We start from the raw sequence: 12,470 nt of genomic DNA, 5'->3' as shown, positions 1-12,470 counted from the left end.
CTCGGGTCAGGAGAAGGTGTCGCCGTCGGCCATCGTCACGGCGCTCGGCGCCGTCGGCCGCCACGCGAGCGACTCCTGCGTGCCGAGGCGTGCTCGCAGAGCCGGCTGGGCGGCATACCACCCGATGAGCTCGGAGAGCTCGTCCGCCCGGAGCCAGAGGTAGGCGACCGGCACGGCGACCCGACCCGCGATCGGCTGGTCGGTGACGTCGAGGGGCACGTCGACCGGGAAGGCCCGGTCACCCGAGGCGTCGGTCGCCCCGGCCAGGCCGTGCGCGAGGTCGTCCGGGGGGCCGAGCACCGTATCCCAGGGCACGCTCGCCGACCGCACGCCCCAGCGCAGCTCGACCGCGGTCGGCGTCAGGTAGACCCCGCCCACCGAGGCGCGACCCAGGACGAAGGGCGCCAGCCGGGCACCGGAGGCGAGCGTGACGAGGCCGAAGACCACGGCTGCCCAGGGCACGGGCGCGGTGAGCACGACCATGAAGGCGCACCACGCCGTCACGAGGACCGCGTTGGTGAGCGGCGTCGCAAACGACCCGTGTGAGCGCAGGACGGCGGTCGAAGCGGCCCCGGACGGCGCTGCCGCGAGGACGAGCCGTTCCGGGCGCCGCACGCTCCACGACCAGCGCGTGGCCGCCTCGACGACCCACAGGACCGCGCCGCAGGTGGCCATCGCGAAGGTGCCGACGCCGAGCGCGCGCAGCCAGAGCACCTCGTCCCGGGTCACGATGAGCAGTGCCACGAGCACGCCCGCGAAGGCGGCGACGAGGGCGAGCTCGGCGAGCACGAGCAGCACGTAGGTGCCGGCACGCTCGCGGTCGAGCATCCGCCGGATGAGCACGGGACCGTAGCGGGCACCCCAGGCTCCGGCGGACGCGTACGACCCGATCACGTCGCGATGCTAGCCGCGAACGAGGCCGTCGGTGCCCCGTCGCGTCCGGGTACGTCCAACTCGTCGAGCACCACGACCGAGAGGACCCGAGATGGACACCGCTGCCAAGGCCCAGGAGCTCCAGCGCCTGCACCGCGACCCCGAGCTGCTGCTCGTCGTCAACGTCTGGGACGTCATCACCGCCCGCGTCGTCGCTGACACCCCCGGCACGAAGGCGCTCGCCACGGCGAGCCACTCGATCGCGGCGTCGTACGGCTATCCGACGGCGAGCAGATCCCGAGGGACCTCATGATCGAGGCCGTCGGCCGCATCGCCGCCGCCGTCGACCTGCCGGTCACGGCCGACCTCGAGGCCGGCTACGGCGACGCCGCCGAGACGGTGGCCCGCGCCATCGACGTCGGCATCGTCGGCGCCAACCTCGAGGACCAGATGAAGTCGCTGCCCGACGCCGTCCGGGCCGTCGAGGCTGCCGTCGCCGCCGGTGAGCGGGCCGGCATCCCCTTCGTCTTCAACGCCCGCACCGACGCCTACGTCAAGGCCGGCGACCGCGACCCGGCCGACGTGCTCGCCGACGCCGTCGAGCGGGGCCGCGCCTATCTCGATGCCGGTGCCTCGACATTCTTCGTCCCCGGCAAGCTCGACGAAGGGGCCGTGAGCCGGCTCGTCGAGGAGCTGGGGCCGCAGAAGCTCACCGTCATCGCCGTCCCGGGCTCCCTCGACCTCGCGGCCCTGCAGCGCCTGGGCGTCGCCCGGGTGTCCTATGGCCCGTGGAGCCAGAACGTCGCCCTGACCGCTCTGGCCCGTCTCGCCGAGGACGTCTATGCCGGTGGCGCGCTGCCCGAGGGCACCCGCACGCTCAACTGAGCCTGCTCAGCACCTCTCCCACTAGCCGGGGGAGGACTGCTTGAGCGTGGCCGTGTAGAAGGTGTTGTAGAGCCCGAGCTTCTGGTACGAGCCGAGGGCGTACGCGTAACCACCTGACCGGTAGGCCCGCCCGGCCACGACGTGGTCGTAGTTGCTCGAGGTGATGCAGGTCGGCGGCAGCGTCGAGGTGGGCGAGGAGGCGTCAGAGACGCTCAGCGTGCTCGCTGGGTGTGACGACGCCGCGGGTGTCGAGGAAGCGGCGCGACGCTCGCGCGAGCGCGTCCACGTCGTAGTCCCGGTGGCGCTGCAGCAGCACGACGAGGTCGGCGTCGACGACGGCGGCCTCGAGGTGCGGCACCGAGATGGCGGCGCCCCCGAGCTCGGGCTCCAGCTCGTCCCAGTGGTCGATGAGGGGGTCGTGGAACGACAGGCGTGCGCCCTGCTCGAGGAGGCGGCGGGCGACGGGGACGGCGGGCGACTCGCGCTGGTCGGCGATGTCGGCCTTGTACGTGACGCCGAGCAGCAGCACCCGCGCCCCGCGCAGCGCCTTGCCGTCCTCGTTGAGCGCGTCCTGCACCCGGCGCGCCACGTAGGCCGGCATCGAGGCGTTGATCTCCTGGGCGAGCTCGACGAAGCGGAAGGGGTAGCCGAGCCGCGTGCGCACGTTGTGCGAGAGGTAGTTCGGGTCGATCGGGATGCAGTGGCCGCCGACGCCCGGGCCCGGGTAGAACGCCTGGAAACCGAAGGGTTTCGTCCGCGCTGCCGCGATGACCTCCCACAGGTCGATGTCGAGGTCGTGGCAGAAGCGCGCCATCTCGTTGACGAGCGCGATGTTGATGTGGCGGTAGGTGTTCTCGAGCAGCTTGGCCGTCTCGGCCTCGCGGGTGCCCCGTGTCGGCACGACGGTGTCGACGAAGCGCGAGTAGAAGGCGCAGGCCGCCTCCGTGCACGCGGGCGTGTGCCCGCCGACGACCTTCGGGGTGTTGCCGATGCCGTATGCCGTGTTGCCCGGGTCGACGCGCTCCGGCGAGAAGGCGAGGGCGAAGTCCACCCCGGCGCGCAGCCCGGTCGTCTCGAGGATCGGGCGCACCACCTCGTCGGTGGTGCCCGGGTAGGTCGTCGACTCGAGGACGACGAGGGTGTCGCGGGTCAGGTGCCGGGACAGCTCGGTCATGGCCACCCGGACGGCGGCGAGGTCGGGGCCGCCCTCGTCGCCCAGCGGCGTCGGCACGCAGACGACGACCGCGGCGGCCTCGGCGAGGCAGGTCGGGTCGGTCGTCGGCTCGAAGCCGGAGCCCAGCATCTTCGTCACGTCCTCGTCGGTCAGGTCGTCGACGTGCGACCGGCCGTTCGCGAGGGAGGCCACGACGACGGCGCTGGCGTCGAGACCGACGACGGACAGGCCCGCGCCGACCGCGGCCTGCGCGAGCGGGAGGCCGACGTAGCCGAGCCCCACGACGACGACGTCGTGGCGTCGCCGGTCAGACACGGACCAGTCGGGAGTCGCTGGCGGACGCAGCCTCCCGCGTGGACTCGTTCGGGTCGAAGTCCGGGGCCCGGTGGCCCAGGCCGAGCAGCTCGGCGATGGCGGCGACCGACCGCTCGGCGGCCCGACCGTCGCCGTACGGGTTCACGGCGTTCGCCATCGCGGCGTAGGCATCGGCGTCGTCGAGCAGCTCCTCGACGGCGGCGCGGATCGTGCCGCCGTCGGTGCCGACGAGGCGGACCGTCCCGGCCTCGACGGCCTCGGGGCGCTCGGTCGTGTCGCGCAGGACGAGCACCGGCTTGCCGAGGCTCGGGGCCTCCTCCTGCACGCCGCCCGAGTCGGTGAGGACGACGGTGGCGCCGGCGAGGGCGTGCGCGAACTGGTGGTAGTCGAGCGGCTCGGTGAGCAGCACGTTGTCGAGCGACCCGAGCAGCGGCTCGATGACGTCGCGGACGATCGGGTTGCGGTGCATCGGCAGGAGGACCTGCAGGTCGGGCCGGTCGAGCGCGAGGTCGCGGATCGCCGTCATCGTCTCGACCATCCGGGGACCCCACGACTCACGCCGGTGGGAGGTGACGAGGAGCAGGTCGCGCCCACCCGTCGCGTGGTCGACGGCCTCGGCCACGCGCGGGTCGTCGAACTCGACGGGCTGGGCGGTCGTCCACTGGAGCGCGTCGATGACGGTGTTGCCGGTGACGGGCACGCGGCTCGGGTCGATCGACTCGCGCACGAGATTCGCCCTGGACGTCGCCGTCGGGGCGAGGTGCAGGTCGGCGAGCGGCGCGGTGAGGCGCCGGTTGGCCTCCTCGGGGAAGGGCGAGCGCACGTCACCCGTGCGCAGGCCCGCCTCGAGGTGCACGACGGGGATGTGCTCGTAGAAGGCGGCCAGCCCCGTCGCGAGCACCGTCGTCGTGTCGCCCTGGACGACGACGACGTCGGGGCGGGTCTCCCGCAGCAGGGCCGAGGTGGCGAGGACCGTGCGGGCCGTGATCTCGGCGAGCGTCGCCCCCGGGGCCATGAGGTCGAGGTCGTGGGCCGGACGGATCCCGAAGAGCGCGTTGACCTGGTCGAGCATCTCGCGGTGCTGACCGGTCACGGCCACGACCGGCTCGATGCGCTCGTCGGCCTCGAGGGCCGCCACGAGCGGGGCCATCTTGATCGCCTCGGGTCGTGTCCCGTAGACGGTCATGACGCGGTGTCGGGCCGTGGGCAGTGCAGTGCTCATGTCCGGATCTCCTTCAGCGCCAGAGGCCGCGGGTGTCGACGAGCTCGCGACCGCGGAGGTCGCCGAGGCTGATGGACCGGAAGGCGGCGTGGTCGACGAGGAGGACGACGACGTCCGCCTCCTCGATGGCCTGTCCGGTCGCGGCGAGCTCGACGTTCGGCAGGGCGGCCAGGGCCGGGGGCAACGCGCCGACGTGCGGCTCGACGGCGAGGACCCGGGTGCCGGGGAGCTCGGCGGCGAGCGTCTCGGTGATGAGCAGGGCCGGCGACTCGCGCAGGTCGTCGATGTCGGCCTTGAACGCGAGACCGAGGCAGGCCACCGTCGCGCCCTGCCCGTCCCCGCGGCCCGCGGCCACGAGGGCGTCGGACACCTTCCGGATGACGGTGCCCGGGCGGGCGTCGTTGGTCTCCCGGGCGGCCCGGATGATCCGCGCCTGCTCGGGGGCCGCCGAGACGATGAACCACGGGTCTACGGCGATGCAGTGGCCGCCGACCCCGGGGCCGGGCTGGAGGATGTTGACGCGCGGGTGGTGGTTGGCCATCGAGATGACCTCCCAGACGTCGAGGCCGATGTGCTCGCAGACCTCGGCGAGCTCGTTGGCGAAGGCGATGTTGACGTCGCGGAACGCGTTCTCGGTCAGCTTGGACATCTCCGCCGACTTCGCATCGGTGAGGATGATCTCGCCCGTGACGAAGAGCCGGTAGACCTCCGCGGCGCGCAGCGCGCACTCGGGGGAGAGACCGCCGACGATGCGGTCGTTGGAGAAGATCTCGACCATGATCCGGCCGGGCAGCACCCGCTCCGGGCAGTGTGCGACGTGAACGTCCGAGATGCCGCCCAGGTGCGGCAGCTTGAGGTCGGGGCGCAGGTCCGAGATCCACTCGGAGATCAGCTCTGTCGTCCCGGGAGGTGACGTCGACTCGAGGATGACGACCTCCCCGCCACGGAGCATCGGTGCGATCGCCTCGGTCGCCGAGCGCACGTGCCGCAGGTCGGGCTCGTGGTCGCCCATGAACGGGGTCGGCACCGCGATGAGGTAGACGGACGCGTGCGGCATCGTCGTCGTCGCCGTGAGCAGGCCGTCGGCGACGGCCGAGGCGATCGCGACGTCGAGGTTCGGCTCGACGATGGGCACGCGTCCGGCGTTGATCTCCGAGACGGTGCGTTCGTTGACGTCGACGCCCGTGACCCGCAGTCCGTGGCGGGTGAGGGCGGCGCAGGTGGGCAGGCCGATGTAGCCGAGGCCGATGACGGCGATTCCGTCCTCGAACATGGTGGATCTCCCTGTGCTGTCAGTGCTGCTGGTGGGTGGCGGGGTGGGCGTAGGTGCTGGGTCGCTCGGCGACGTCACGGGGCTCGCCCGCGCCGCGGTGGCGTTGGGCGAGGTCGGTGACGTGGCGCACGAAGTCGCGGCCGATGACGTTCCAGTCGTGGTGCTCTCGGGCGTACGCGTGTCCGGCCCGTCCCAGCGCCGCGCGTCGCTCGGGGTCGCGCGCCAGCTCGATGAGGGCGGCGGCCGTGGCCTCGGCGTCGTCGAAGGGCACGACGACGCCGCAGCCCGATCGCTCGACGAGGTCGGCCGCGAGCGGCAGCGGCGTCGTGATGACGGGCAGGCCGTGGGCCATGTACTCGATGACCTTGGTCGGCATCGAGTGGCGGTAGTTCGGGCGGTCCTCGAGCAGCGACAGGCCGGCGAGGGCACCGTCGAGCATCGGGAGGGCCCGCGCGCTCGGCACGAAGCCGTGGTGCACGACGTGGCCGCACTTGACGCCCCAGTCGAGGGTGTCGGCGGTGCGGGTGTCACGGGCGCCCCCGATGATCTCGACCTTGACCTCGCCGCGGGTGGCGACCGTGAGCAGCCGCCCGGTCTGGAGGAGGGTCGCCGCGCCGCGGGCCATCGTCAGCGAGCCGAGGTAGACGGCACGCGACGCGCCGGGCGCCGTCGCCGTGGCCGGGACGCGCACCGTGTTGGGCACGACGACGTGCTCCCGCTCGAAGCGGTCGGCGTAGGCGTACTCGGCGAGGATCAGCTCGTGCCGACGCTCCGCGTGCCGCTCGATGGCGCGGGCCGCACTGGCGAGAGGAGCGCGGGCACGTGCCGGCACCCAGGGCTTCGCCTCGATGGCGGCAGCGGTGTCCTCGTGGACGTCCCAGACGAGGTTGTCCAGGCGCAGACCCGCTGCGGCAGCGACGATCTCGGGGTCGTGGACGATCACGACGTCGTGTTCGCGAGCCTCGTGGGCCAGCAGCCGCCGGGCGGCCCGGAAGGCCTCGCCGCGCGAGCGCCCGGTGGCGTGCGGGAGGTCGACCGGGCGCAGTCCGGCCACGTCGGGGAGGTCGAGGCCGTGCGCGACGAAGGGGGCGGCATACGTGACCTGCACGCCGGCGTCGAGGAGGGCGCCGATCTCGCGGTGCCGGATGCGGGCGTCCTCGGGGTGGTGCACGACGGTGACGACGAGCGCGCGCAGGGTCCCGTCGCGTCGCGGTGCGGGGTGAGGGCTCACGCGGGAGCCTTCCGGTGGGACTGCTCGTAGGCCCGGACGACCTCGTCCGTGGGGCCGTCCATGACGAGCCGTCCCTGCTCCATCCACAGCACGCGGTCGCACGACTCGCGGATCGCGGCGTTGCTGTGGCTGACGAGGAAGACGGTGCTCGCGTCGCGGCGGATCTCGGCGATGCGGTCGCGGCTGCGTGCCTGGAACTCGGCGTCACCGGTCGCGAGGGCCTCGTCGATCATGAGGATGTCGGGGGCGGCCGCCGTCGAGATCGCGAAGCGCAGCCGTGCCCCCATGCCCGACGAGTAGGCGCTCATCGGCAGGTTGACGAAGTCCCCGATGCCGCTGAAGTCGACGATGTCGTCGTAGCGCTCACGGACCTGGCGTGGCGTCAGGCCGAGCGCGAGACCGCCGATCATGACGTTCTTGGCGCCGGTCAGGCCCGTGAGCAGCACGGCGTTGACGCCGAGGAGCGACGGGCGTCCAGAGGCCCAGACGCGCCCGTTCGTCGGGGGCATGAGCCCGGCGACGGCGCGCAGCAGCGTGCTCTTGCCCGAGCCGTTGCGACCGATGATGCCGACGGCCTCGCCGTGGTTGACGACGAACGAGACGTCCTTGACGGCGTGCACCTTGCGGACCGAGCTGACCGGGTTGCGCTTCGTCAGCAGTCGCTCGACGAGCGGCACTTGGCCGCCCGTGTCGGTGCCCTTCTGCTTGGCGCCGAAGACCGTGTAGACGATGTCGAGCCCCGAGCAGACGACGCTCGGCGTCGTCGTGTCAGCCACGTCAGTTGCTCCCATAGCGACCCTCCCCGCGCCAGAAGAAGACGATTCCCGTCACGCTGAGCGCGACGCCCCAGGCCGCGGCAGCGACCCAGCTGCCCCACGTCAGCGGGTACTGGTCCATCAGGGCCTCGCGCGCCGTCGTCATGCTGACGGCGAGCGGCTGGTAGAGGAGCAGGGCGCTGACGAGCCCGTAGCCGGCGTAGTGCGGGATCGAGAAGAAGACGCCCGAGACGTAGCGGGCGAGCCGCACACCGACGGGCACGAGGTTGGCCGAGTCGCGGGCCGTGTTGACGACGCGGGCGAGGTAGAACGCGAGGCCGAGGTTGATGAGGCTCTGGAACACGAGCGCGACGGGGAACAGCAGCCAATGCGGCGAGAACGGCTCTCCCGTCAGGGGGATCATGACCATGAGCACGGCGAACGCCGGGACGTTGACGAGGAACTGCGTCAGCGTCACCGAGATGGGCAGCACGGCCCGGGGGAAGCGCAATGCGCGCACGAGCCCGATCTGCCCGACGACGGCCCGCGAGCCGGCGATGATCGCGCTCGCGGAGTAGCCGAAGACGAAGATGCCGATGGTGAGGAACGCGATGTAGTTCGACGTGCCGCCGCGGGTCTTGAGCAGCAGCCCGAAGATCAGGTAGTACGACCCGACGAGGAGCAACGGGTTGAGGACCGCCCACAGCTGGCCGAGGTAGTTGTTCTGGTTCGTCGCCCAGGCCTGCGCCGACGACAGGTGCCAGACGAGGTGGCGGTAGCTCCAGACCTCGCGGGCGTAGCCGAGCAGGCCCGGCCGGACGCCGAGCTCCTCCAGGCCGGCACGGCGCGCCAGGGCGGCCGCCTCCTCGGGGGTGAGTCGGGCCCGCTCGGTCCGTGCCTCCGGCGCCTCGACGCTCTCCACCACGCTGCCGCTCCCGATCGTCATGCCGCCACCGCCTGCACCTGCTCGTAGACCTGTCCGTATGCCGCCGCGGCCACCGACCACGTCCGCTCGCTCGCGACGTGGTCGCGTCCGCTCGCCCCGAGCCGGTGCCGCCGGTCGGGGTCGGCGACGAGCTCACCCAGCGCCTGCGCGAGCAGCTGCGGGTCCGCGCCCTCGACGACGAGTCCGCGGTCGGGGCCGACGAGCTCGCGCAGCGGCGGGAGGTCGGTGACGACGACGGGACGTCCGAGCGCCATCGCCTCGACGGGCTTGAGGGGCGGCACGAGGGTCGTGACCGGGGTGGCCCGGCGGGGGACGCAGAAGACGTCGATGGCCGCGTGGTGCTCGTGGGTGCGGCTGTGCGGCACCCGCCCGGTGAGGACGAAGCGCGTCCGCGTGCCCGACCGGCGCAGCTCGGCAGCGCGACGGGTCAGACGCTCGCGGGCCGGACCGTCCCCGACGACGAGCACGACGAGCCGGGCGTCGTCGAGCAGGCCACCCGCGTCGAGGAGCACGTCGATGCCCTCGTACGCGTTGAGCGTCGACACCGTGCCGATGACGACGTCGGTGGGGCGGATGTCGAGGGCCGCGCGCACGGGTCCGCCGTCGACGACGTCGGTGAGCAGGGCGTCGGGGACGCAGTTGCCGACGACGTGGACCCGCTTCGGGTCGACGCCGCGCGCGACGACGTCCTCGCGCATGCTCTGCGACAGCGTGACGACGGCGTCGGCGAGCGAGAGGCAGCGCGTCTCGGTCCGGCGCGTCCAGCGGTAGAAGTCGCTGTCGGCGTCCCCGCCGCGCGTGCGCCACGTGTCCTCGAGGAACCCGCGGGCCTCGTAGACGACGGGCACCCCGAGGCGTCGGCCGGCGAGCAGGGCGGCCTGGGCGTTGACGTGCTTCGAGTGCGCGTGGACGACGTCGGCACCGACGGCGCGGGCGAGCGCGGCGACCGTGACGGCATACGCCTCCAGGTGGCGGTCCGGGAGATCGAGACGGCGCCCGGCCGCGAGGTCACGGTGGTAGGGCACGCCCGCGAGCGTCGTGGACGGCGCCGCGCCGAGGTGTCCCTGGGCGACGGGGAAGCCCGGCGGGGTGCACACGTGCGCGTCGATCCCAGCGGCGCGCTGGGCGGCGACGAGGCCCTGCGTGCGCACCGTGTAGCCGGCCTGCACCTCGGGCAGCGAGTTCGTGACGACGTGGACGACGGAGGTGCGGGTCGCCGTGGACGACGCGCGGTGCGGGCCGTCGGTCGTCGTGGGAAGTCCGTCGAGTGCCGCGCCCGTCAGGACGGAGCGCTCGCCGGCCAGCCAGCGACGGTGCACTCGGGCGGCAGGGTTGCGCAGGCCGTCGAGGGCGCGCTGCGCACCGGTGACGTCGCCGGCGGCGTGGGCGAGGTAGGCGGCGGAGGAGCCCGTCGTGGCCTGTGTGAATCCGCTTGTGGCGCCATCGATCCCGTCCAGCTGGCCTGTCGCGGCCGCGGCTGCGAGGAGGTGCTGTGCCCGCCGGGGACCCGCGCCACGCAGCTCGTCCGTGAGACGGCGGCGAGCGAGCTCGCGCTGTCCGGAGGCCGCGGCGGCGATGACCGACAGTGGTCCGCGGCTGCGCCGGCTCAGCTCGCGCTGCGCGCCGGCGGGGAGCACCCGGGCGCCGACCCACACCGCCTGCCACGGGTTGCGGGCGAGGTGGGAGCGGGCCACGCACGCGGCGACGGGGAGGTTGGCGACGAGCAGTGCCGTCGTGGTCGGGACGTCACCAACTGTTCGACTCCCCGTTGCATCGCGTGGACCGGGGGCGCCGAGCGCGGATGCCACACTGGCGCCGAGTCTGGAGGTCACGCACCGAACGTTGCAGTCCCACCCCCAACGGCGGACCGGCCCAGGCGGAACGTCAGTCGAACAGAGAGAGAAGTTTGTGGTGAACACGCGGCAGCGAGTGCTGTCCGACCTCGACCGGGCCCGCAGTGCCGCAGTGCGGGCGGCGCGGGATCCCCAAGCGCGACAGGCTCTTCCGCGCAAGGTGCGCAAGGAGGTCGAACGCCGCCTGCCCCGGGTGAGATCGGCCCGGCTGCGTGTCGACGTGCCGCGCCCGGAGATCCCGAGCGGTCCCGTGGCGCGTCCGGAGGTCGTCGCCGCGGTGGTCCTCGACGACTTCTCGCAGCTCGCGCTGGGCTACGAGTGGACGCAGGTCTGCGTGACGCCGCAGGACTGGCGCGACCAGCTCGCGGCCCGGCCGGCCGACCTCCTCTTCGTCGAGTCGGCGTGGGCGGGCAACGGGGGCACGTGGCGCCTCGCCATGACGACCGAGGCCGGCCCGTCACCGGAGCTGCGCGCGCTCGTCGAGCACTGCCGCTCGTCGGGCGTCCCGACGGTCTTCTGGAACAAGGAGGACCCGCCCAACTACGACCTCTTCGTCGAGACGGCCCGCCTCTTCGACCACGTCTTCACCGTCGACGCGGGCCGCATCCCGGACTATGAGCGCGACCTCGGCCACACCCGGATCGGCCTGCTGCCCTTCGGTGCCCAGCCCCGCATCCACACGCCGGTGCGGCACGGCGCCGGCCGCACCCGCGAGGTCGCCTTCGCCGGGAGCTACTTCGCCGACAAGCACGACGAGCGCCGGGCACAGATGGCCTACGTCCTCGAGCCCGCCCTGCCGCTCGGGCTCGAGGTCTTCTCCCGCCTTGCCGGCCGCGACCAGCGCTACCAGTTCCCGAGGGCGTATGCCGGAGCGCTCGTCGGGAGCCTGCCGTACCGTCGCATGCTCGGCGCCTACACGGCCTACAAGGTCTTCCTCAACGTCAACTCCGTCACCGAGTCGCCGACGATGTGCGCCCGGCGGCTCTTCGAGCTGTCCGCCGCGCAGACGCCGGTGCTGTCCGGTCCGGCCGCCTCGGTCGAGCCCTTCTTCGGCGACACGGTCCGCGTCACCCGCAGCGCCGAGGAGACGACGCGCGAGCTGCGCGCCCTCCTCCAGCACGAGGACTACCGCGACCGGCTCGGGCTGCGCGCCCACCGCCGGGTGCTCGACGCCCACACCTACGGTCACCGCATCGACACCGTGCTGGCCGCCGTCGGTCTCGAGACGCCGTCCCGCGACCTCGGCATCTCTGCGGTCGTCCCGACGATGCGTCCCGGCCAGGTCGATCACGTTCTGGGCTTCGTCGCGGCGCAGGCCCACGCGGAGACCGAGCTCGTCCTCGTGACGCACGGCTTCGAGGTGGGTGACGACGAGCTGCGTCGTCGGGCCGAGGCCGCCGGGCTCGACCCGACCCGCGTCGTCGTCGTCGCGCGTCCGTCCACCGACACCCTCGGCGCGTGCATGAACGCCGGCGTCGACGCGGCGTCCGGGCGCTTCGTCGCCAAGATGGATGACGACAACGTCTACGCCGCGCACTACCTCCGCGACCTCGTCCGCGCCTTCGACTACACCGACGCGGCCGTCGTCGGGAAGTGGGCGCACTACGCGCACCTGACCGCGACGGGGGCGACCCTGCTGCGCTTCCCGGACGCCGAGCATCGCTACGTCGACCTCGTCCAGGGCGGCACCCTGCTCCTCGAGCGCGACCTCGCGGCGCGGCTGCGGTTCGAGGACCTGCCGCGGCGGGTCGACACGACGTTCCTCGACAAGGTGCGCGCCGAGGGCGGCCGCGTCTACTCGACGGACCGCTTCAACTTCGTGTCGGTGCGCGCGTCGACGCCGGACGGTCACACGTGGCCGATCTCGGACGTCGAGCTGCTCTCCCGCCGTGGGGTGCTCGCCTTCCACGGCGACCCCACCGTCCACGTCACCGTCTGAGGAC

The 12,470-nt window shown here is 72.9% G+C and carries 9 protein-coding genes and 1 pseudogene; 2 read left to right on the top strand and 8 right to left on the bottom strand.

The annotated features are described in order from the left end of the window. Positions 1-6: 6 nt before the first annotated feature. Positions 7-894, bottom strand: a complete 888-nt coding sequence (locus tag AC1DW8_RS20625; protein ID WP_478095707.1) for a hypothetical protein — start codon at positions 892-894, stop codon at positions 7-9. A 91-nt stretch (positions 895-985) separates the two neighbouring features. Here AC1DW8_RS20625 and AC1DW8_RS20620 point away from each other — a divergent pair. Continuing rightward, a pseudogene (locus tag AC1DW8_RS20620) lies at positions 986-1,758 on the top strand (isocitrate lyase/PEP mutase family protein). A 202-nt stretch (positions 1,759-1,960) separates the two neighbouring features. On the opposite strand, the gene AC1DW8_RS20615 reads toward AC1DW8_RS20620, so the two are convergent. Genes AC1DW8_RS20615 through AC1DW8_RS20585 form a run of 7 tightly spaced genes read right to left on the bottom strand, consistent with a single transcriptional unit; the run spans position 1,961 to position 10,506 of the window. Further along, positions 1,961-3,247, bottom strand: coding sequence for a nucleotide sugar dehydrogenase (locus tag AC1DW8_RS20615; protein WP_478095706.1), 1,287 nt, complete (start codon positions 3,245-3,247; stop codon positions 1,961-1,963). Beyond that, a complete protein-coding gene (wecB, locus tag AC1DW8_RS20610; RefSeq protein ID WP_478095705.1) occupies positions 3,240-4,469 on the bottom strand; it encodes a non-hydrolyzing UDP-N-acetylglucosamine 2-epimerase in 1,230 nt (409 codons plus the stop codon). Before wecB ends, AC1DW8_RS20615 begins: the two co-directional genes overlap by 8 nt. Before the next feature lie 13 nt (positions 4,470-4,482). Continuing rightward, on the bottom strand, positions 4,483-5,742 hold the full coding sequence (gene wecC, locus AC1DW8_RS20605; protein WP_478095704.1) for a UDP-N-acetyl-D-mannosamine dehydrogenase: 1,260 nt from the start codon (positions 5,740-5,742) through the stop codon (positions 4,483-4,485). Positions 5,743-5,761: 19 nt separating this feature from the next. Then, on the bottom strand, positions 5,762-6,973 hold the full coding sequence (locus tag AC1DW8_RS20600) for a glycosyltransferase (RefSeq protein ID WP_478095703.1): 1,212 nt from the start codon (positions 6,971-6,973) through the stop codon (positions 5,762-5,764). Then, positions 6,970-7,749, bottom strand: coding sequence for an ABC transporter ATP-binding protein (locus AC1DW8_RS20595; protein ID WP_478095702.1), 780 nt, complete (start codon positions 7,747-7,749; stop codon positions 6,970-6,972). The genes AC1DW8_RS20600 and AC1DW8_RS20595 overlap by 4 nt, the downstream gene beginning before the upstream one ends. Position 7,750: 1 nt before the next feature. Continuing rightward, positions 7,751-8,674 carry an ABC transporter permease gene (locus AC1DW8_RS20590; RefSeq protein ID WP_056827488.1) on the bottom strand — a complete coding sequence of 308 codons (924 nt, stop codon included), beginning with the start codon at positions 8,672-8,674 and terminating at the stop codon, positions 7,751-7,753. Then, positions 8,671-10,506 (bottom strand): glycosyltransferase family 4 protein, encoded by a 1,836-nt coding sequence (locus tag AC1DW8_RS20585; RefSeq protein WP_478095701.1) that lies wholly within the window; start codon positions 10,504-10,506, stop codon positions 8,671-8,673. Before AC1DW8_RS20585 ends, AC1DW8_RS20590 begins: the two co-directional genes overlap by 4 nt. Before the next feature lie 79 nt (positions 10,507-10,585). On the opposite strand from AC1DW8_RS20585, the gene AC1DW8_RS20580 reads away from it, so the two are divergent. Further along, on the top strand, positions 10,586-12,466 hold the full coding sequence (locus tag AC1DW8_RS20580; RefSeq protein WP_478095700.1) for a glycosyltransferase family protein: 1,881 nt from the start codon (positions 10,586-10,588) through the stop codon (positions 12,464-12,466). The last annotated feature ends 4 nt before the right edge of the window (positions 12,467-12,470 follow it).

The organism is Terrabacter sp. P2_E3 (genome assembly GCF_056403915.1).
Note: the sequence above shows the minus strand (reverse complement) of the source record. Positions and strands in the feature narration are given on the sequence as shown.